This window comes from Maribacter sp. PR1 (assembly GCF_028464145.1).
GTDB lineage: Bacteria > Bacteroidota > Bacteroidia > Flavobacteriales > Flavobacteriaceae > Maribacter.
This window is the reverse complement of the sequence record NZ_JAQPCG010000001.1, coordinates 379353-401468: the sequence shown is the minus strand read 5'-3', so window position 1 is coordinate 401468 and position 22116 is coordinate 379353. Positions and strand designations below refer to the sequence as shown.

The following is a 22116-nucleotide window of genomic DNA, read 5'->3' as shown; positions in this document are numbered from 1 at the left end:
GTTACATATATTGATTACTTTTTATTGTAACTTGAGTAAGTGTAGTAAGGGCTACATACTAAGTTGAGTTAGTTTATTTAATTTCCTAAGAGGTAGCGTTGGTATTCCCCCGTGCTACCTTTTTTTGTTTTAAATAGCAGAGTTGCTAATTATTAATTCTCTTCGTTCAATTGTTTAATAAAGTAGGAGGGAAGAATCCCTTGTCTCTTTTTAAAGGCTGCGTTAAAAGTATTGAGATTGTTGTATCCAATAGAGGAAGCAATATAGCTTAATTTACTATTGCGAAATTCCTCATCCTGTAATAATTTAGTTAATAAATAATTGATTCTTAGTTCGTTGATATAATTATTGAAATTGGAGCCTTTTTCAATATTAATGACCTGCGAAAGGTATTTTGGGTTGGTCTTGAGTTTTTCTGAAAGCTGATGAAGATTGCAGTGCGAATCAATAAAGAAATTTTCTGCTTCCAATTTTTTCAGCCTATTCAGTATTATGTATTTTACATGGTCGTCCAAAGCCGGATTCGTCCTGTCCTCAGATTTGGAAATGGACTTTTTAACGGATACCTCATTATTGCCAGTTTTTAACTGTGCTTCAAGATTTTCAATGGTTCTTCTGTAAATAACCTTATTTTTTTCTTTAATTTTTACATAGGAGATTACCACAAATAACCCCACTATTAGAAAGGAAACCAGGGCAGTAATAATAGCGGTCAACTTTGACTTCTGAGATAAATTAACCATTTCTAGTTCCTGCTGTTTTTGGTTGGCTTCCTTGATTTTTCTTCTTGTCTCCAATATTATGATGCGTTGTTCTTTTTCGTTATTAAACAAAGAATCTCTTATGGCGTCATGTAGGGTTCTGTATTCCTTTACTTTTTCGGGTTTATCAGTCACATCATATAAGTCCATAAGAATTAGACTGTTTGATTTTATGACGTCAAAGGCATTAATGTTTTCTGCTGCATCTATACTCTTTTCGTAAGCTAAAATTGCATTCGAGGTATCTTTGGTTTTTAAAAAGAGTTCTGCCCGTATCATAAGTGCTCTAGGTAATCTAAAACGATAATTATTGGATTTAATCATATCTAAGGATTGGTCCAAATATTTCTGTGATTTTTTAAATTCTTCATTAGACATATAAATGTCAGCCATATTCATGTAAACTACACTTTGGATATAGCTGCCAGGGGAATAGAGTTCCTTTTCCATCTTTAGGTAGAAATCATAAGCTAATAAGGCCGCTTCCTTGTCTCCTAATTTCGCAGACATTCTGGCTATTTCATCAACCTTTTGAAAGATATAGTGTGTGTCTTTTTGTTTTATAATATAATCCAAGCCTTTAAGACAGTGTTCCAAGGCTTTTTCATAATTCTCTAATCGAAGATAGTAATGGGACAATGCGGCATGAGCCTTTGATAAGATATACTCGTTTTTTGTGTTTTCAGCAACGTCCAGTAAGCTAAGCCCAGTTTCGAGCGCCATATCATACTCTCCTTTTTCCGTATGTATATCAGATTTTAAAGTTTCAAAATCTGCATAGGTTTCTGGAAATCTAATGTAGCTTACCTTTTCCTCGAGGCTTTTTATAACCTCCATGGAACGATTAAAGTCTCCTTGTATAAACTGAAGATAGGCTATATTAAACTTGGCCTTGTTGACACCATTTTGATAATTCAAATCCTGAGAAATCTCAAGAGCCTCTTGATTGTAATTTTTGGCTATTTCAATGTTTCTATAAGTATAAAGATGGCAGAGTTGAAGTAAGATGTCCGCTTTTTCTTTCCCATTTACATTGGCTGCCAATGCAGTAAGCGTGTTGATTTCCTTATACTTATTCTTGATTTTTATTTCGGAAATTAAATTTTCTATGCGATTGAAGTAACCGCCAATACTATCATTTTCATTTTGGGAAAAAACCAATGAGTGAAAAATAATAAAAACAGTAACGAATATTTTGGAGCTCTTGTTCAAACCGTCATTATCAACCTTAAGTAAGCATCTAAAATATAAAATTAACTTGGTTAATACTATTACTCGCTAAGGTTTGAAATTGAAATATGATATAGGCTTTCACAACTTTCTAAATTTCAGAAAATTGATGTTTTTGAGTACGGTTAAAAGTCAAGGCTAGCGATAAGGGTATTGAGCTTAATTAACTAAAAAAGCCCTCATTAAGAGGGCTTTTTCTAATTGTAGATTTAAATCTATAATCGAAAATTTTGATTAATTAAATTAAGCCAAATAAGGCTAATAAGGATCCAACTGCAACAACCGCCAAAAAGGCATTCATTGCAATGATGAGTATTGATAGATAAGTATCAACCCCCGTTTTAAATGATAAATTGTTCATAACATTACCTACTTTAAAGTTATTACTAATAAAGTACGGAATAGTAAGAGTTTAATTGTATTAATTGTTGTGTAACAGGGTTTTACCGTTGCCAATGACCGACAATTTGTTGTTGCTCATCGAAGTTTTCGTACATTTTATCGTAAAAAATCCAATATGAAGGTCTTTGTAAATTGAAAAGGATGCACTTTAAAAATGCATCCTGTAGTTTTTTTATATAGGTTAAATACTATTTAGGTATTAAATCAAATCTAACCAATCCAAAACTAGTGCTATCGGGATAGCCACTAAAATTCCTACAAGGCAAGCAATCATAAATTTTAAAAAACCATTAAGGAGTTTTACCCCAAACGAAAGTTCTTGTTCCATAATCATATAGTGTTGTTTACTACAATATACCTTTTTTAAAACAAAGTTGTTGGAAAACAGGAGGTTAATTCGATTAAGGGATGCAAAAAATCTTTAAAATAAAGAACAATTATAAAGCTCTTATTTTTTGGAATACAATTGTTAAGGTCTAAAAAACGCAGAGGCAACAATGGGTTTCAGTGTGTCCAATGCTTTGTTTTTCCTTAATTTATGCTGATTAGGCTCGGGTCTCCTTAATAAATTAGAATCTTTTTTAGAAGGGACCACTTCTCTTGGGGCTTTCTTCTCGGGAGTTTGCTTCGTATTTACATAGGAATCCCAACAAGAACAGAGTGTAATATATAATAATATAATCGTAATGGATTTGGTGCCCTTCATGCGTATTACCTTCTAGTACTATATTAATGTACGAATACCTTTCATAATTTGGATGCTTGCCCCTTTGTTAATTAAGATATATTGTGAGTTTATTTCACCAACCTTGGTACATTTTTGCTCATCGTTGAGAAGACTATTAGCGCTATTAAAAAATTCATTTCTGTTGGAAATGGGAATCACTCCTCCCAGTTTAACCAAATCTTCTGCTTCAAGAAACCCTTTGTATTTTGGTCCTATAATGACCGGTATTCCAAATACCGCTGGTTCAAGCGTGTTATGTAAACCAGTGGCAAATCCTCCTCCCACATAAGCCACAGTGGCATAACTGTAAATTTTAGTCAATAGTCCAATGGTGTCAATGATTATTACGGCTGTTTCCTTTGGAATTTTTTCAGGTAGGCTGCTATAGCATAGCGTTTTTCGTTGGATTGAGTTTTTAAGACTTTGGATATGCTCTTCCTTAATGTTGTGGGGGGCTATGATATATTTTTCGTCGTTTTTACTATTATTGATATAATCAATAAGGAAAACTTCATCATCTGGCCAAGTACTTCCCGCAACAAGACATTTTGTTTGTTTACAAAATTGGTCCATAAAAGGAAGTGAATTATTGCGTTTTAAGATTTCTGATACCCGATCTAGTCTGGTGTCCCCGGTTACCGTTACATTTTCCATCCCTATGGATTTTAAAAGGTCTAGGGATTTTAGGTCTTGAACATACAAATAGGTAAATTTTTTGAGAGCATTTCGCATAAACCTACCATAACTTTTAAAGAATATTTTATCCGATTTAAATCTTGCGGAAATTAGAATAGTGGGTGTATTTCTCTTTTTTAGTTCTGACAAATAATTAGGCCATATTTCATATTTAATAAAAATAGCCATTTTAGGATTTGAGACGTTTAGAAAACTCTTGACTTTTTGTGGAGTGTCCAATGGAAGATATGTAACGATGTCGGCAGGGGAAGTGTCCTTTTTAACTTCATATCCAGAAGGTGAAAAGAAGGTTAACAAGACCTTATGTTCTGGATAGTCTTTTTTTAACTTTTCCAAAATAGGAAGTCCTTGTTCATACTCTCCTAAGGATGCAGCATGAATCCACACCACTTTATCGGTTTTCGAAAGGTGTTTTTTTAAGGTCTTAATTACCTGTTTTCTACCACTTACGAATTTGGCAATCTTTGGATTTGCCAAGGCGATAAGTTTTAATAATTGCCAAACCAAGGAAACAATTAAGGAATAGATGAACCGCAAAATGATTTATTTGTGACTAAATTACATTTCTTTCAAGAAAATCATTCTAACTCGTTTCGTATTTTTGCCCAACTTCATCTAATCCACTGATATGAAAAAAATACAGATGGTAGACCTAGGGGGTCAATACCAGGAAATAAAGGAACAAGTAAATGCATCAATTTCCCAAATATTGGAAACTTCTTCCTATATAAATGGTCCGGAAGTACATGCTTTTCAAAAGGATTTAGAGGAATATTTAGAAGTTAAACACGTAATTCCCTGTGCCAATGGTACCGATGCACTCCAAATTGCGATGATGGGCCTTGGTCTAAAACCGGGAGATGAGGTGATAACTGCGGATTTTACGTTTGCCGCTACGGTAGAAGTGATTGCATTATTGCAATTAACTCCTGTTTTGGTAGATGTTGAACCAGATACCTTCAATATTGATATAAGTGCCGTTGAAAGGGCAATCACATCAAAAACAAAAGCAATTGTACCTGTGCATTTATTTGGTCAATGCGCGAATATGGATGCCATAATGGAACTGGCAGAAAAAAATGACCTTTATGTTATTGAGGACAATGCCCAAGCAATTGGAGCAAAATACTTATCGGGTAAGGGGGATAAAAAAATGGCAGGAACCATAGGGCATGTTGGAGCTACTTCGTTCTTTCCATCCAAGAATTTAGGATGTTACGGGGATGGAGGGGCAATTTTTACGAATGATGATGCTTTGGCGCATACTATTAGGGGTATTGTTAATCATGGGATGTATGAAAGATATCATCACGATGTTGTTGGTGTTAATTCTAGGTTGGATTCGATACAGGCAGCTGTTCTTAGGGCCAAGCTCCCAAAATTGAATGATTATTGCGATGCCCGCAGAACCGCAGCACGTAAATATAACGAGGCATTAAGGAATGAGGAGAGTATCATCCTTCCAAAAACGGTAAATCAATGTGAGGGTATTTGTGATACTTGCGACTGCCATGTTTTTCATCAATACACTTTAAGAATCACCAGCGGAAAACGTAATGGCTTAGTGAAATTTCTAAATGAGAACGATATTCCTTGTGGTATTTATTATCCTATTCCACTTCATAAGCAAAAAGCATATTTGGACGATAGATATAAGGAAGTCGACTTCCCTGTAACCAATCAACTCGTGGAAGAGGTGATTTCATTGCCGATGCATACTGAATTGGATGATGAGCAAATTGCCTTTATTACCGGTAAGGTTATCGAGTTTATGAATGCTTAGACAGTCAAAGTAGTATTTTTAGAATCGGGTAAATTCTTATTGCATGAAAATTTTAGTTACCGGAGGTTTGGGTTTTATCGGATCTCATACCGTAGTTGAACTTCAAAACAAAGGTTTTGAAGTCGTTATTATTGATGATTGCTCCAATGCTGATGAAAATGTTCTAGGTGGTATTGAGAGAATCACTGGTGAAAAACCCATTTTTGAAAAAATGGATCTTAAGGATAAAGAAAAGGTCGAGTGTTTTTTTCAAAACAACCCTGATGTAGAAGGAGTAATTCACTTTGCGGCCTCGAAGGCGGTTGGTGAAAGCGTGGAGAAGCCCCTACTTTATTATGAGAACAACATTGGGTCTTTAGTCTATATCCTAAAAGAGCTAAACAAAAAAAACAAGGCTAGTTTTATTTTTAGTTCCTCCTGTACGGTCTATGGTCAGGCCGATAAGATGCCAATTACCGAGAATGCTCCTGTCAAGGAAGCAGAATCTCCCTATGGTAACACAAAGCAAATGGGGGAGGAGATCATAAGGGATACCTGCAAGGTTTCCCCAAGTCTAAATGCAATTGCGCTTAGGTATTTTAACCCCATGGGGGCTCATCCCAGTACTGAGATCGGTGAATTACCTATAGGTGTGCCTCAGAATTTAGTGCCATTTATTACACAAACTGGGGTAGGCCTTAGAGAAGAATTATCCGTTTTTGGTGATGACTATCCAACTAAGGATGGTACCTGTATTCGCGACTATATTTATGTGGTAGATTTGGCGAAAGCCCATGTAGTGGCTTTGGAGCGATTATTGGCTGGGAAGAATTCAGAAAATTACGAAGTTTTTAATGTTGGCACCGGTAAAGGAAGTTCTGTATTGGAAGTAATAAATAGTTTTGAGAAAGTATCAGGTAAAAAATTGAAATATAAGATAGTTGATAGACGACCTGGTGACATTACTTCCGCCTATGCGGATACCACTAGGGCAAATGAAGTTCTGGGTTGGAAATCTCAATACTCTTTGGATGAGGCCATGAAGTCGGCTTGGGATTGGGAACAGAAAATCAGGAGTTGATTTTAGGAGTTAGGCATATTAAATAAGGGGAAATATAACTATATTTCCCCTTATTTAATTATAGAATAAATCGTAGATATGAAAACCCCGTTTTTATTTTTAATTTTTTTGGTTGTTGGTCTGCTTAGCGCACAGGATACATATCTTCATTGTGGAAAGGTTTTGGATGTAGAGTCTGGAAAAATCTTAAATGAAAAAACTATTGTCGTATCCGAAGGAAAAATAAAAAGTGTACAGAACGGATATGTAACTGGTTCCAATTCTGATATTTTGGTTGACTTAAAGTCAAAAACTGTTTTACCGGGGTTTATAGATATGCACGTACATATTGAGAGTGAATCTAGTCCGTCAAGATATCTGGAGCGCTTTACAAAGAATGAAGCAGATGTAGCTTTTCAATCTACCATATATGCAAAAAGAACTTTGATGGCCGGTTTCACCACCGTGCGGGATTTGGGTGGATCGGGAGTCAACATCTCGCTTAGAAACGCAATCAACAAAGGAACCATTGTAGGGCCTAGGATTTATACAGCAGGAAAATCCTTGGCGACCACTGGGGGTCACGCAGACCCCACGAATGGGACAAGAAGCGACCTTATGGGAGACCCGGGTCCAAAAGAGGGAGTGGTTAATTCACCAGAGGATGGCAGAAAGGCCGTTCGCCAGCGTTACAAAAATGGAGCCGATGTAATTAAGATTACTGCAACGGGGGGAGTCTTGAGTGTTGCAAAGAATGGACAAAATCCGCAATTTACCTTAGAGGAAATAAAGGCCATCACGGAAACAGCCAAAGATTATGGAATGCTCACTGCGGCACATGCTCATGGGGATGAAGGTATGCAGCGTGCTGTAAGGGGTGGAATTAAGACCATTGAACATGGCACCTTAATGTCCGAAGAGACCATGGATTTAATGATAGCATATAATGCTTACATGGTCCCTACCATATCTGCGGGACAAGAGGCCGCTCGGTTGGCGAAGATACCTGGTTACTTGCCTCCGGTAGTGGCAAAGAAAGCTTTGGAAATTGGACCGCAGCTAGAGGGAACTTTTGCAAAGGCTTACAAAAAGGGTGTTCCTATTGCCTTTGGAACAGATTCTGGAGTTTCTCCCCATGGCGATAACGGTAAGGAATTTGGCTACATGCACCGGGCGGGAATGCCAATCATTGAAACTTTGCGCTCTGCAACAATAACGAATGCCAGTTTGTTGGGAATGGAGAATTTAGGTCAAATAAAGAAGGGCTATATTGCCGATATCGTTGCGGTGAACGAGAATCCACTGCAAAATGTGGATACGCTTGAAGAGGTTGTTTTTGTAATGAAAGAAGGTGAAATCTATAAATCGGAGGAATAGCTCTGAAAGCATCAATAATTGGCATGGAGAAAAATGGGGTCATAGAATTGCTGTTCAAAACAAAAAAGGAGGATTTGTATGATGGTTTAATTCAGCAACTTGAAAAGGATTTCTTACTTGCCAATGTTCCCTTAAATATAACTAGGGATATCAAAAGTGAAGAACTGATTAAAGTGCTCGTAGAGAAAATTTATTTCCTGATGATGGAACGGTTTTCTGAATATCTAAACGTACTTTATGTCATTGATATACCGGAAAAAGAATTTCAACATATAGAGGTTACCGATACTGTTGAGGTTTCAAGTCAAATGGCGTTTCTAATCCTAAAGCGGGAATTTCAAAAAGTTTTGCTCAGAAACAAATACAAATAAATAGGCTTTGTAGCTTGTTATGATTCAAAAAAGTTAAACCTTTATGTAAATACCTTTCTTGTCCATAATATAACCAACCAGCCAACAAGTCAGCATAACCCAAAGGGCAAACAATAATGATCCCATGTAATCACCTGTTGTTGCAATGAATATATTATCCGCTATCCAATGGTAAGCACTTGTTCCTTTCATTTTAATTTCAAACAGGCTGATAATGAAGATTTCGGATAAGAGGTAAATAAATAGGGTATTCCTTCCAAAAACCTCAAAGAAGTATGTTCTTTTAAAGGTCTTGGTCATATCTAACAAGTAGACCAAAATAGCAATAACGAAGAGGTCAATTCCGCATGTTAAAAGTACAAAAGAACTGGTCCATAATTTTTTGTTAATGGGTAAAATTAGGTCCCAGGCCAATCCTGCAAGAACCAAAACACAACCTACCATTAAAACTTTAGCTACTGTTTCGTAGCTCTGTCCATTTTTTTGAATGAATTTACCTGTAAGGTACCCAGCTAGGACATTCACGACGGAAGGTAGTGTGCTTAATAGCCCTTCAGGGTCAAAAGCGACCCTGCCATTGCCGTGGTACATATGATTGGCACCAATTAAAAATTTATCCAGCTTTAAAACAGCATTACCGAGTAACGTAAGGTCGCCAAAAGTCAGTAAAAGGATATGATAAAATATCAAGGCGCATGCGCTAAAAATAATTACCGTGCGTGTTTTGAAGTAATAGAGTAATATGGAAGCAAAAAGATAGCACAGGGCAATGCGCTGAAGAACGCCGAATATTCGGGTTTCGGCAAGAGGTTTTAGCGTTCCGTTTTCAAAAAAAGGGAACCAATACATTAGGAACCCCAATAGAAATATAATGGCAAATCGCTTCAATACCTTTTTGAAAAAGGCGACATCTCCTTGGGTCTCATACTTTTTCATACTGAAGCTCATGGCATTACCAACCACAAACAAAAAGGTGGGAAAAACAAGGTCCGTAAGGGTGAAACCATGCCACTCCGCATGCTTTAAAGGGGCAAAACTAGTGTCTCCATTGCCGGGAGAATTTACAATGATCATTAAAGCCACATCCAATCCCCTAAAGACATCAAGAGAAAGGTATCTGTTTTTCAATTTGTTCATGTTGGTAGGTTTGGTTATGAATTGGTAAAGAAAATTAGTAATTTAAAAATATACCCTAATGAAAGGAAGTAAAGCATTGGTATAAATACTTTCATTCTCCCTATAAAGCAGATTATACCTAAGACCTAAGGTTACATTATAATTACTGTATCCAGCTCCAATAAATAAGGCAGGAGACCAATAATTGTCTTCAATGTTTACAGGTGTAGCCTCAAATGTTCTATTAATTCTTAGTTGTTCCAGTTCTGCTGAAAGTTGTATCTGTGGAATAGGATTGTAGAGGGACAATATACTTCCGCCATAGGCCAATAATTTGTTATCATTGAACTTGGCATAATTGAAATTTAGGCTCGCACCGGCGGAAAATTCGTCGCTAAAAGGATAAATGGCACTTGGTGAAACAGAAGCGTTAAACCCTCCGTTGAAAAATCCCAGTCCTAAACTTCCACCGTATCTTACACGCTTCCAAAAATCGTTTTGACCTGAAATATTTTGGGAAAGGACCATGGAGGGAAGGAGCACCAAAAAGCAACCAAAAATCAATTTTTTCAGTATCATTTGGGAATTTTTGTTTTAAACATTACTTTTTTTCAATATTACACTCCAACATTCCGTTAGATGTAGTAAATGTTGTATTTTTGTTCAAATTTCTTCTAAAGATACAGAAAGTAATTCATGGATAAATATTCCTTTTTGAATGCTGTTCATACCTCTTATTTCTCCGAGTTATATGATAAGTATTTAACCAATCCAGATAGTATTGAGCCAAGTTGGCGGGCCTTTTTTCAGGGATTTGATTTTGGTATAGAAAGTTCGTTGGACGAACTGGATATTGACCCGGAAAATCGCACGACCGTTATGATTAACGGGAATCAGGTGGAAATGCCAGAATCCCTTCAAAAGGAATTTCAGGTTATTCGGCTCATAGATGGTTATAGGAGCAGAGGACACTTATTTACAAAAACGAATCCCGTACGTGAAAGAAGACAGTACGAGCCTACGCTTTCAATTGAAAACTTTGGATTGAACGATTCTGATTTGGATACGGTTTTCAATGCGGGAGATATTATTGGAATTGGTCCAAGCCCCTTGCGGGAAATCATTACACATCTCACCAGTATATATTGTGACGCCATCGGAGTGGAGTATATGTACATTCGTAAGCCGGAACGCATAAAATGGATTCAAAACTGGATTAACGTTAATGACAACCATCCAAAGTTCGATCCGGAAAGAAAAAAACACATACTTAAAAAACTCAATCAGGCCGTTTCCTTTGAAGGGTTTTTACATACCAAATATGTAGGCCAAAAACGATTTTCGCTAGAAGGAAATGAATCTTTGATTCCTGCTTTAGACGTAATTGTAGAGCGTGCCGCTGAATTGGGCGTGAAGCAATTTATTATGGGTATGGCCCATAGGGGGAGATTAAACGTCCTTACCAATATTTTCGGAAAATCCGCAAAGGATATTTTTAGTGAATTCGATGGTAAGGATTATGAGCAGGAAATTTTTGATGGCGATGTAAAATATCATTTGGGTTGGACTTCGGATAGAATGTCGGACAATGGGAACAAGATACGTATGAACATTGCCCCCAATCCATCTCACTTGGAAACAGTGGGAGCCGTTGTGGAAGGTATTGCCAGGGCAAAACAAGATGCTCACTATCAGGATGATTTTTCTAAAGTTTTACCCATTGTGGTCCATGGAGATGCTGCGATTGCGGGACAAGGATTAGTTTACGAGGTTGTTCAAATGGCCAATTTAGACGGATATAAAACAGGGGGTACCATACATATCGTGGTAAACAACCAAATTGGCTTTACTACCAATTATTTAGACGCCAGAAGCTCCACGTATTGTACTGACGTTGGTAAGGTTACCTTAAGCCCTGTGCTGCATGTGAATGCTGATGATGCAGAGGCTGTTGTTCATGCCGCATTATTTGCGCTGGAGTATAGAATGCAGTTTGATAGAGATGTGTTTATCGATTTATTGGGTTATAGAAAGTATGGGCATAATGAAGGAGATGAGCCAAGATTTACACAGCCTAAATTGTATAAAGCAATTTCCAAACATAAGAACCCCAGAGATATTTATGCGGAACGCTTGATTCAAGAAGGGGTAATCGATGAAGGGTACGTAGCGGAACTTGAAAAGCAGTATAAGGATTCCCTAGAAATAAAATTGGAGGATTCCAGGAAAGAGGATAAAACCGTGGTTACTCCATTCATGTCGGACGAGTGGAAAGGTTTTGAAAATGTTCGCGAGTGGGAGATGATGGACCCTGTGGACACCAAATACGACAAAGATAAGTTGACCAAAATAGCCAAGGTAATTACCGAGCTTCCAAAAGGAAAAAAGTTTTTGCGTAAGGTTGAGAAATTGGTAAAAGATCGTAAGAAGATGTTCTTTGAAACGGACACTTTGGATTGGGCCATGGGCGAATTATTGGCTTACGGTACCTTACTTGATGAAGGATTTGGTGTGCGTATGTCCGGTCAAGATGTCGAAAGAGGAACATTTTCTCACCGTCATGCCGTCATGAAAGTGGAGGAGAGTGAAGAGGAAATCCTTTTATTGAATAATATCTCTAAAGAACAGGGAAGGTTCCAAATCTATAACTCCTTACTTTCGGAATATGGAGTCGTTGGTTTCGACTATGGCTATGCGATGGCAAGTCCCAATACGTTGACCATCTGGGAGGCCCAGTTTGGCGACTTTAGTAATGGGGCGCAGATAATGATAGACCAGTATATTTCAGCTGCCGAGGATAAATGGAAATTACAGAATGGATTGGTTATGCTTTTACCACATGGCTATGAGGGTCAGGGTGCGGAACATTCCTCTGCTAGAATGGAAAGGTACTTGCAGCTTTGCGCTCGGGACAATATGTACATTGCGGATGTAACCACGCCTGCACAAATGTTTCACATCCTTAGGCGACAGATGAAGGCGAATTTTAGAAAACCACTTATTATCTTTACACCTAAGAGCTTGCTTAGGCATCCGAAGGCAGTCTCTTCGGTTGAAGAGTTGGCCGCAGGAAGTTTTCAGGAGGTTATAGATGATGCCCAAGCAGATGTCAAGAAAGTGAAAACTTTGGTTTTTTGTACTGGTAAGTTCTATTATGATTTACTTGCGGTTAAAGAAGAGCTGAATAGGGAGGATGTGGCCCTGGTTCGTATAGAACAGTTATTTCCATTGCCAGACAAGCAAATGAAGGATATTATATCAAAATACAAAAATGCGGATGACCTAGTTTGGGCACAGGAAGAACCAAGAAATATGGGGGCTTGGAGTCATTTACTAATGCATTTTAGCGATGTAAACAAATTTAGGGTAGCTTCAAGAAGATTTTATGCGGCTCCCGCAGCAGGTAGTGCGGTTAGGTCAAAGGCTAGACACCAGCAGGTAATTGACTACGTTTTTGATAAGACCAAGGACAACATGTCAAAACCAAAGAGTAAGAATTAAGAATATCAAATTATAGAAAGAATGATTCTAGAAATGAAAGTTCCCTCACCGGGGGAATCTATAACCGAAGTTGAAATAGCCGAATGGTTGGTCGAGGATGGTGACTATGTTGAGAAAGACCAGGCGATTGCAGAAGTTGATTCAGACAAGGCAACTTTGGAGCTGCCAGCAGAGGCAAGTGGAACAATTACTTTAAAGGCCGAAGTAGGGGATGCCGTAGACGTAGGTGCAATTGTCTGTCTAATTGACACCAGTGCTGAAAAGCCGGGCGGAGCAAGCGAAGCGGCCAGTTCTTCCTCAGGAGGAGATGAAGGTTCTTCCAGTAATGCGGAAAAGGATTTAGATGAGCAAAAAGCTCAAAAAGAAAAAAAAGAGGATAGCGAGAAGGCCCCTCAGCCTAAACAAGCAAAAGAAACCTATGCTTCGGGTGTAGCTTCTCCAGCCGCAAAGAAAATTCTTAGTGAAAAAGGGGTTGATGCATCTAGTGTTTCTGGTACGGGACGTGATGGTAGAATTACCAAATCTGACGCCATGGAGGCCAAGCCATCAATGGGCTCCCCAGTTACTGGAGGAAACCGAGGGGAAAGTCGTTCCAAACTTTCAATGTTGAGAAGAAAAGTAGCGGAGCGTTTGGTTTCCGCTAAGAACGAAACAGCGATGTTGACAACCTTTAACGAGGTGGATATGTCAGCTATTTTTGAATTGAGAAAGCAGTATAAAGAAGACTTTAAGGAGAGACACGGTGTGAGCTTAGGCTTTATGTCTTTTTTTACCAAGGCTGTGGTTAGAGCATTGGAATTGTATCCATCTGTAAATTCAATGATAGATGGTAAGGAAATGATTTCTTACGATTTTTGTGATATCAGTATTGCTGTATCCGGACCTAAGGGGCTTATGGTACCAGTGATTAGAAATGCAGAAAATCTATCTTTTAGAGGAGTTGAGTCGGAAGTCAAAAGACTGGCAATCCGAGCTAGGGAAGGGGAGATTACCGTTGATGAAATGACAGGAGGAACTTTTACCATTACCAATGGTGGGGTTTTTGGTTCTATGTTGTCAACTCCCATTATCAATCCTCCTCAAAGTGCTATTTTGGGAATGCACAATATTGTGGAACGACCTGTTGCTAGGGATGGTGCAATCGCGATTGCCCCGGTTATGTATGTTGCTTTATCTTACGATCATAGAATTATAGATGGTAAGGAATCGGTTGGTTTCTTGGTGGCTATCAAGGAAGCCTTGGAAAGTCCCGAAGAGTTGTTAATGGACAATGATGTTAAGAAAGCCCTGGAAATGTAATTTGAGTTTTAGTCAAAGTATAAAAGCACCGGTTTACCGGTGCTTTTTCTTTTTCTTTAATTTTAAATATAGCACCTTGTTTTTATAATCTATAACGGCTTTGGCCTTATTTAGTACATCCGCCCCGATAATTCCATCGACAGGTTCGGCATCATGCGCAATCAATGCTGTGTTGACATGGATTAAGTCAAATAGTACAATCTTCAATTTTTTGTGGGTCCATTTCGCTATTTCTATAGTATTCTTACTGGAAGTTAAAGTTTCCATATCCGTGGCGCCCGCACCCGCCGCTTTAATTTTCGAAGCCTTTGACTTAAGATTGAAATAGTCAATTCTATCGAATCCGATACAGGTATTGGATGCCCCCGTATCCAAAATAAATCTTCCTTTTTTATTGTTTATGGTCGCAGTGATTTCCAGGTGATTGGTATTGGTTAGGGTTAACGGAATTCTGTGGTATCCTTTTTTCTTTAATAACTTCTTAAGTGAGCTCATACATCCTAGGTTAAGACTATAATTCTAAATTGTAAGTTCATGAATGGCAATAAAAGCCAAAGATAAACCTATTTTTGTGCCATGATTATTACAGATACCCATACACATTTATATAGTGAAGCGTTTAATGAGGATAGAAGACAGGTCATAAAAAGAGCACTTGACGAAGGGGTAACCCGATTTTTTATTCCAGCTATAGACTCAACGTATACGGATAGTATGTTGGATTTGAAAAAGAGTTATCCAGAAAATATATTTTTAATGACAGGATTGCATCCTACTCATGTAAAGGAGAATTATAAAGAGGAGTTGGGTCATATTCAGCAATTGGTCAAAGAACATCAATATTATGCAATCGGCGAAATAGGTATCGACTTATATTGGGATAAAAGCTTTTTTACCCAACAACAAGATGCTTTTCGTAGTCAAATTAAATTGGCAAAAAGTCTCGACCTTCCCATCGTAATACACTGTAGAGATGCTTTTGATGAGGTGTTCGCAATTTTGGAGGAACAGAAAGGCGATGGGCTTCGAGGTATATTTCATTGTTTTACTGGAAACCTGGAGCAAGCTAAAAGAGCAATTTCCTATAATTTGAAGCTTGGTATAGGCGGAGTGGTTACCTTTAAAAATGGTAAGATAGATACTTTTTTAAATCAAATAGATTTAGGTAATATCGTATTGGAGACAGACTCACCCTATTTAGCTCCTGCTCCATATAGAGGAAAGCGGAATGAAAGTTCCTATGTGGTCAACGTATTGAACAAAGTAGCCTCTCTATACGATATGAATGTAAACGAAGTTGCCCAAATTACTACTGAAAATTCAAAAGAAGTTTTCGGGGTATAAAGATTACGTAAAAATATGAGTGCCGAACAAAGAAATATTTTGTTGTTGTATACAGGGGGAACCATAGGTATGGTTAAAGACTATGATACCGGGGCCTTAAGATCTTTTAATTTCAATAAGCTATTAAAACATGTGCCGGAGCTGAATCAATTAGATTGTTCCATAGAGTCTATCTCCTTTGAGAATCCCATAGATTCTTCCAATATGAACCCTAGGGAATGGATAAAAATTGCCACAATTATTGAAGAAAACTATCTTGATTATGACGGTTTTGTAGTTTTACACGGAAGTGATACTATGAGCTACACGGCATCTGCGCTTAGTTTTTTGTTGGAAAATTTAGATAAACCAGTAATTCTTACGGGTTCACAATTGCCCATAGGGGATTTACGAACAGATGCCAAGGAAAATCTTATTACCTCCATTCAAATTGCGGCACTAAGTGCAAAAGGCTTGCCCGTGATAAGGGAGGTAGGTCTGTATTTTGAGTACAAACTCTATCGGGGAAACAGGACCACCAAAATAAATGCAGAGAATTTTAGGGCTTTTGCGTCCCTTAATTATCCACATTTGGCCGAATCTGGGGTTCATTTAAATGTTTTTTTTGAATATTTACTACCCGTGAAAAGGAACAAAAACCTAAAAGTCCATAAAAAAATGGATGAAAACGTGGCTTTGCTAAAACTTTTTCCTGGAATTAATCGGTCAGTTTTAGAAAGTGTATTACAAACAAAAGGTTTAAAGGCGTTGATATTGGAAACCTATGGTTCTGGAAACGGGCCAACCGCGGAATGGTTTTTGGATTGTTTAAAAAAATCCATTGAACGAGGTTTGCATGTTATTAATGTGACCCAATGTTCTGGGGGTAGTGTAATCATGGGAAAATATGAAACAAGTTCACATTTAAAAAAAATGCAAGTTGTTAATGGTAAGGATATTACCACGGAGGCGGCCATTTCAAAGGCGATGTACATGCTCGGCAGCGGAGTGTCCAGCAAACACTTTAAAACTGTTTTCGAGACTTCTTTGCGCGGAGAAATGCGCTAAAATTAACTGCTATAATTTTATTGTCTAATATTTTTTTTGTTATTTGCCCAACCTTTAAAAAGGCTAAACTAGAGAGGTGGCCGAGTGGTCGAAGGCGCACGCCTGGAAAGTGTGTATACACCAAAAGTGTATCGAGGGTTCGAATCCCTTCCTCTCTGCAAGTAAGTTTTACTTTTTTTATATTGTTTTTTTTTTATCTTTAACCCTATTAACTAACTAATTTAAGTTTGAAAAAATGAAAAAATTATTTCCAAGCCTAGCTGTAGCTGGGGCGTTTGTAGCAGGTACAAATATGGTAAGTGCAAATGTAGCGGCAGTAGCTTTGCTAGTTCAAGATGCAGCTCCTGAGGCGGATAAAGGATTTACCCAAGTATTGAAAGAGCAGTTTATCCAAGGGGGTGCAAGCTTCATGGGGATTGTACTTTTATGTTTGATTCTTGGTTTAGCTGTTGCAATCGAAAGAATTATTTATTTGAATATGGCCAGTACCAATACTGCCAAATTGAAGCAGCAAGTAGAAGATGCTTTGGCTTCAGGCGGTATAGAAGCTGCAAAAGAAGTTTGTAGAAATACTAAAGGACCTGTTGCTTCTATATATTATCAAGGTTTGGATAGAGCTACAGAAAGTGTCGAGTCTGCCGAAAAAGCAGTTGTTGCCTATGGTGGTGTGCAAATGGGACAATTAGAGAAAAATGTTTCTTGGTTGTCTTTATTTATCGCTATTGCTCCAATGCTTGGTTTCATGGGAACGGTAATCGGTATGATTCAGGCCTTCCAAAAGATTGCGGCTGTTGGTAACTTGAGTGCCTCTCTTATTGCAGGGGATATCCAGGTAGCCTTATTAACTACGGTATTTGGTCTTATTACGGCTATCATACTTCAAATTTTTTACAACTATATTATCGCGAAAATCGATAGTATCGTAAATGATATGGAGGACTCTTCGATTATCTTAATCGACATGTTGGTAGACCACAAAAAATAAGTTCCACTTTAAATACCCAAGATTATTATGCAAAAAATAATAAAAATAGCATTGATTGTCGTCGGCTTGCTGAGCGCTGTGCTTTGGTACATGTTGCCGGATAGCGAAATGCCAGCAGGGGAGGCGGCCCAAAACGGTGCAATGAACTTTATGTTCATCATCACATATATTCTTTTGGGAATTGCTGTGGTAGCCGCACTATTGTTCACATTAAAGAATATGTTTTCTAATCCCCAAGGCCTTAAAAAAACATTGTTTGTTTTGGTAGGTTTGGCCATAGTCGTAGGTATTTCCTACGTGTTATCCAGTAGTACTGATGTTGCTCCTGAATATATGTCCATGTCTAGTGAGTCTACAGTGAAAAAAATTGGAATGGGCCTGAATGTTTTCTTCATATTGACGGCGGTAGCTGTTGTTTTGATGGTCATTCCCGGGATTAAGAAACTATTTGGTAAATAAAAAAATATTATGGCTAGAAGAGCAGGAGCACCAGAAGTAAATGCAGGTTCCATGGCGGACATAGCGTTTCTACTGCTCATCTTTTTCTTGGTAACAACAACCATTGAAACGGATGCAGGATTAGATCGTATGTTGCCACCAATTGAACCGCCAGAGGAAGATGTTGTAATTAAGCAGAAAAATATCTTTCAGGTTAACATTAATAAAAATGGTCAGTTATTGGCGGACGATGAATTGATTGAGATTACACAGCTGAGAGACAAAGCAATGGCTTTCCTGGATAATGGAGGAGCTCCACAAGGAAGTCCGGACTATTGTAGCTATTGTCAAGGGACCAGAGATGCTTCGTCATCTGATAGTCCATCCAAGGCTATTATTTCCCTTAAAAATGATAGGGAGACCAAGTACTCGACTTACATTACCGTTCAGAATGAGCTGGTAGGTGCCTACAATGACTTGAGAGATAGAGAAGCTCAAAGACTTTATGGAAAGGATTTTGTGGATATGGAAGCTGAATATCTTAATCCAGAGACTTCTGATGAGGTAAAGGAGGAGCTTAAGGAGAAAGTGAAAAGAATCCAAGATTTGTTTCCTCAAAAATTGTCCGAGGCTGAGACGACTTCTAATTAAGAACATTAAATAAAACACTATGTCAAAATTTGCAAAGAAAAAAGATGGGGAAACACCTGCTGTATCGACGGCATCGCTCCCGGACATTGTATTTATGCTTTTGTTCTTCTTTATGACGGTTACCGTTATGAAGGATAGTTCCTTAAAAGTGGAAAATGTTTTACCTAATGCGAACGAGGTTAAAAAACTTGAGAAAAAGGATAGGGTAATTTATATCTATGTTGGGAAACCAACTAAGGAATATGAAAGAGTATACGGTAAAGAGCCACAAATACAATTAAACGATAAATTTGCCAGACCTTCAGAAGTAGGTGATTACATTTTGATGGAGAGGGCTAAAAAGCCCCAAGAGCTACAGAATGTATTAACCACAGCTTTAAAGGTGGATAAGAATGCCAATATGGGACTTATTTCCGATATTAAGCAGGAGTTACGCAAGGTAAATGCATTGAAAGTAAATTATACAACGTATGAAGGTGATGCTTTTAGAAACCTTCAATAAACAATAATTTTTCAAACTTTTAAAACGCTTCAAATTTATTTGAAGCGTTTTTTATTTGTTTAACTTTATCTCCATGAGATACATCTTTTTTATCTTAATTTCTTTGGGGAGCTATTCTACGTATTCCCAGGTTAAGTCCTCTACTGATAGTCTATTTAACCAACGGTATTTTGAAGATCAATTTTATATAGGAATTACCTATAATTTTATTGGGAATAAACCGGACGATTTAAAGCAAAGGAACTTGTCCTATGGATTACAAGCAGGTTTAATCAAGGATATCCCTTTGAACAATTCTGGTACTAGGGCTTTGGGGGTAGGATTTGGACTTGCCTTGAATACCTATTACTCAAATTTGATAGTTAGGGAAATCTCAGATGGTTTTTCTTATGATATTAGCGGTATATCCAATTTAAAACGAAGTAAGTTAGAAACTCATTTAATTGAGTTTCCCATAGAGTTTAGATGGAGAAATTCTACACCAACAGAATATAAATTTTGGCGCGTTTATACGGGATTCAAGTTTGGATATATTATAGGTGCTAGATCTAAACTGGTTACCAGTGATTTCAAGGATGGATTTTTTAATACGGATATCAGTAATTTCCAGTATGGTCCAACTTTTAATTTTGGGTACAATACCTTTAATGTGCATATATATTATGCATTGAGCGATTTATTTGATGATCAGGCTCAAATCAGTGGGGAACAACTTGGTTTTAGACCCCTAAGGGTGGGATTAATTTTTTATATCCTATAACCAAAACTTAACGGTAAGTAACTGGGATAAAAGGCCTATACATATACCTGCTAAAATTTCAAGCTTGGAATGTGCCCTTAAGTATAACCTCGAGGATGCTACAAGTCCAATAATAAGCGTCATTAAACCAATAGCTATGATAATGTTTATTTCGAAATGAATGCTTAAGTTAATGAGATACATGAGTATACCTGCCACTCCAACAACGTGTAAGCTCGTTTTAAAGTTGAAGTATAGGAGAAATAAGCATGAAATAGCCGCGCCTAGTAGACCTACGAAGTAAAAATACAGTTCAGTGATATAATTATTAGGGATTACTTTAATGAGTATTAAAACCAATAATATGATATGAATTATTAAGGGGTATTTTCTCTCTGATACGGAATTTAGGAAAATTGTATCTGCAGCTCCCAGATTTCTCAGAATTAAATAAGCAATAATAGGAATGATGACCGTGAGGATAAAAATAGGGAGAATATTGCCACTCTGTAAATCCAAAGGGCTATACTTCGGTGTTGTTAAAAAATAGGCAACGGTCCCAGCGATCGGAGCAAAAATAGGATGAAAAATATAGGATATTACCTGAAACAAAAACTTCATTAAATCTCTTTTCTCAATCGTGCAACGGGTATTGCCAATTGCTCTCGATATTTGGCAACGGTACGCCGAGCAATAGGATATCCCTTTTCTTTTAAAATAGCGGCAAGCTTGTCGTCGGTCAAAGGTTTTCTTTTTTCTTCGTTTTTGATAACCGTTTCCAATATTTTTTTTATCTCCCTTGTCGATACATCCTCACCTTGTTCGTTTTTCATGGACTCGGAAAAATATTCCTTAATCAATTTAGTCCCGTAAGGTGTGTCCACATACTTACTATTGGCAACCCTAGAAACGGTACTAACGTCCATATCAATTTCATCGGCAATATCTTTCAAGATCATTGGGCGTAGATTGCGTTCGTCTCCTGTTAAGAAATATTCCTCTTGGTAGTGCATAATAGTGTTCATGGTAATGAACAGGGTCTGTTGACGTTGTCTTATAGCGTCAATAAACCATTTAGCTGCATCCAATTTTTGTTTTATGAACATGACCGTATCCTTTTGGGACTTGGTTTTATCCTTGGATTCCTTATACCCTTTGAGCATATTACTATATTCTCTGGATACATGAAGTTCCGGTGCATTTCGACCGTTTAAACTCAGTTCCAGCTCACCTTCGACTATTCGTATGGAAAAATCTGGAACTACATGCTCTATTATCCTATTATTGCCGGAATAGGAACCCCCTGGCTTTGGATTCAATTTCTCAATTTCTGAAATAGCCTCCTTAAGCTCCTCTTCCGTTACGTTGTGTTTTTGAGTAAGTTTCTTGTAATGTTTTTTCGTAAACTGCTCAAATGACTTTTTAAGAATGGAAATAGCCAATTCAATACTAGGATTTAATTCTTTTCTTTCTAATTGAATAATTAAACATTCTTCCAAGGATCTGGCAGCGACACCTGGTGGATCCAATTCTTGCACAATGGAGAGTACTTTTTTTATGGTTTCCTCGTCTGTAAAGACATTTTGAGTAAAAGCCAAATCATCTAAAATATCGGAAATGGGTCTACGAATATATCCGCTTTCATCTACGCTACCTACCAAGAATTCTGCTATCGCCCATTCTTCATCACTTAGATATACTGTATTTAATTGATTTATAAGATACTGATTGAATGTAGTTCCAGAAGCATAGGGAACACTTTTCTCGTCATCGTCAGCACTATAATTGTTGGATTGGGTTCTGTAATCCGGTACCTCATCATCGCTCAAATAATCATCTATATTAATATCCTCAGCGGAAATGGTTTCACTATCCGATTCATTATCATAAACGTCATCATACTCATCAGAAGTATCTTCCAATTCCTCCTTACCACTTTCCAATGCAGGATTCTCCTCTAATTCCTGTTTAAGACGTTGTTCAAATGCCTGTGTAGGAAGTTGAATCAACTTCATCAACTGAATCTGTTGAGGAGATAACTTCTGAGAAAGTTTAAATTGTAAGTGCTGTTTTAACATTTTATTCTGCTGCTATTTATAAAAATAACG

General features: G+C 37.5%; 21 protein-coding genes and 1 tRNA gene. 14 read left to right on the top strand and 8 right to left on the bottom strand.

The features are described from left to right. Positions 1-152: 152 nt before the first annotated feature. The 3 genes from PP182_RS01800 to PP182_RS01790 form a co-directional block, all read right to left on the bottom strand. Positions 153-1973, bottom strand: coding sequence for a helix-turn-helix domain-containing protein (locus tag PP182_RS01800; RefSeq protein ID WP_272649614.1), 1821 nt, complete (start codon positions 1971-1973; stop codon positions 153-155). Positions 1974-2862: 889 nt separating this feature from the next. Further along, positions 2863-3099: a hypothetical protein gene (locus tag PP182_RS01795; protein ID WP_272649613.1), complete on the bottom strand. Its 237-nt coding sequence runs from the start codon at positions 3097-3099 to the stop codon at positions 2863-2865. Between the two features lie 18 nt (positions 3100-3117). Next, entirely contained in the window at positions 3118-4353 is a 1236-nt protein-coding gene (locus PP182_RS01790) for a 3-deoxy-D-manno-octulosonic acid transferase (protein ID WP_272649612.1), read from the bottom strand. Between the two features lie 91 nt (positions 4354-4444). Between PP182_RS01790 and PP182_RS01785 the strand changes: the two genes are divergently transcribed. From PP182_RS01785 to PP182_RS01770, 4 genes are all read left to right on the top strand, one after another. After that, entirely contained in the window at positions 4445-5599 is a 1155-nt protein-coding gene (locus tag PP182_RS01785; RefSeq protein WP_272649611.1) for a DegT/DnrJ/EryC1/StrS family aminotransferase, read from the top strand. A gap of 43 nt (positions 5600-5642) precedes the next feature. After that, a complete protein-coding gene (galE, locus tag PP182_RS01780; protein ID WP_272649610.1) occupies positions 5643-6659 on the top strand; it encodes a UDP-glucose 4-epimerase GalE in 1017 nt (338 codons plus the stop codon). A 78-nt stretch (positions 6660-6737) separates the two neighbouring features. After that, a complete protein-coding gene (locus PP182_RS01775) occupies positions 6738-8015 on the top strand; it encodes a metal-dependent hydrolase family protein (protein ID WP_272649609.1) in 1278 nt (425 codons plus the stop codon). Between the two features lie 23 nt (positions 8016-8038). After that, the gene (locus PP182_RS01770) at positions 8039-8386 is read left to right on the top strand and encodes a hypothetical protein (protein ID WP_272649608.1); all 348 of its coding nucleotides are present in this window, start codon (positions 8039-8041) and stop codon (positions 8384-8386) included. Positions 8387-8419: 33 nt separating this feature from the next. On the opposite strand, the gene PP182_RS01765 is transcribed toward PP182_RS01770, so the two are convergent. Both PP182_RS01765 and PP182_RS01760 read right to left on the bottom strand, forming a co-directional pair. Then, positions 8420-9523, bottom strand: coding sequence for an acyltransferase family protein (locus PP182_RS01765; RefSeq protein ID WP_272649607.1), 1104 nt, complete (start codon positions 9521-9523; stop codon positions 8420-8422). Positions 9524-9565: 42 nt separating this feature from the next. Continuing rightward, positions 9566-10081, bottom strand: coding sequence for an alpha-ketoglutarate decarboxylase (locus PP182_RS01760; RefSeq protein ID WP_272649606.1), 516 nt, complete (start codon positions 10079-10081; stop codon positions 9566-9568). Between the two features lie 117 nt (positions 10082-10198). Here PP182_RS01760 and PP182_RS01755 point away from each other — a divergent pair, with 117 nt between their 5' ends. After that, on the top strand, positions 10199-13003 hold the full coding sequence (locus PP182_RS01755) for a 2-oxoglutarate dehydrogenase E1 component (protein WP_272649605.1): 2805 nt from the start codon (positions 10199-10201) through the stop codon (positions 13001-13003). A gap of 21 nt (positions 13004-13024) precedes the next feature. Beyond that, positions 13025-14302: a 2-oxoglutarate dehydrogenase complex dihydrolipoyllysine-residue succinyltransferase gene (odhB, locus tag PP182_RS01750; RefSeq protein WP_272649604.1), complete on the top strand. Its 1278-nt coding sequence runs from the start codon at positions 13025-13027 to the stop codon at positions 14300-14302. A gap of 33 nt (positions 14303-14335) precedes the next feature. Here the strand turns inward: odhB and PP182_RS01745 are convergent, their stop codons facing one another. Then, the gene (locus PP182_RS01745) at positions 14336-14797 is read right to left on the bottom strand and encodes a retropepsin-like aspartic protease family protein (protein WP_272649603.1); all 462 of its coding nucleotides are present in this window, start codon (positions 14795-14797) and stop codon (positions 14336-14338) included. An 81-nt stretch (positions 14798-14878) separates the two neighbouring features. On the opposite strand from PP182_RS01745, the gene PP182_RS01740 reads away from it, so the two are divergent. The 8 genes from PP182_RS01740 (at position 14879) to PP182_RS01705 (ending at position 20029) form a co-directional block, all read left to right on the top strand. After that, entirely contained in the window at positions 14879-15646 is a 768-nt protein-coding gene (locus tag PP182_RS01740; RefSeq protein ID WP_272649602.1) for a TatD family hydrolase, read from the top strand. 15 nt (positions 15647-15661) lie between these two features. Next, positions 15662-16693, top strand: a complete 1032-nt coding sequence (locus PP182_RS01735; RefSeq protein ID WP_272649601.1) for an asparaginase — start codon at positions 15662-15664, stop codon at positions 16691-16693. A gap of 70 nt (positions 16694-16763) precedes the next feature. Continuing rightward, a tRNA-Ser gene (locus PP182_RS01730) sits at positions 16764-16851 on the top strand. Between the two features lie 77 nt (positions 16852-16928). After that, positions 16929-17678 carry a MotA/TolQ/ExbB proton channel family protein gene (locus PP182_RS01725; RefSeq protein WP_272649600.1) on the top strand — a complete coding sequence of 250 codons (750 nt, stop codon included), beginning with the start codon at positions 16929-16931 and terminating at the stop codon, positions 17676-17678. A gap of 27 nt (positions 17679-17705) precedes the next feature. Continuing rightward, on the top strand, positions 17706-18137 hold the full coding sequence (locus PP182_RS01720) for a hypothetical protein (protein WP_272649599.1): 432 nt from the start codon (positions 17706-17708) through the stop codon (positions 18135-18137). A 9-nt stretch (positions 18138-18146) separates the two neighbouring features. After that, complete coding sequence (locus PP182_RS01715) at positions 18147-18767, top strand: ExbD/TolR family protein (RefSeq protein WP_272649598.1); 621 nt, start codon at positions 18147-18149, stop codon at positions 18765-18767. A gap of 19 nt (positions 18768-18786) precedes the next feature. Then, positions 18787-19269, top strand: a complete 483-nt coding sequence (locus tag PP182_RS01710; protein ID WP_272649597.1) for an ExbD/TolR family protein — start codon at positions 18787-18789, stop codon at positions 19267-19269. Positions 19270-19342: 73 nt separating this feature from the next. Further along, complete coding sequence (locus PP182_RS01705) at positions 19343-20029, top strand: porin family protein (protein ID WP_272649596.1); 687 nt, start codon at positions 19343-19345, stop codon at positions 20027-20029. On the opposite strand, the gene PP182_RS01700 is transcribed toward PP182_RS01705, so the two are convergent. Both PP182_RS01700 and rpoN read right to left on the bottom strand, forming a co-directional pair. Then, positions 20024-20629, bottom strand: coding sequence for a hypothetical protein (locus tag PP182_RS01700; RefSeq protein WP_272649595.1), 606 nt, complete (start codon positions 20627-20629; stop codon positions 20024-20026). The two genes, PP182_RS01705 and PP182_RS01700, sit on opposite strands and share 6 nt — an antisense overlap. Then, positions 20629-22086: an RNA polymerase factor sigma-54 gene (rpoN, locus tag PP182_RS01695; protein ID WP_272649594.1), complete on the bottom strand. Its 1458-nt coding sequence runs from the start codon at positions 22084-22086 to the stop codon at positions 20629-20631. Before rpoN ends, PP182_RS01700 begins: the two co-directional genes overlap by 1 nt. Positions 22087-22116: the final 30 nt, after the last annotated feature.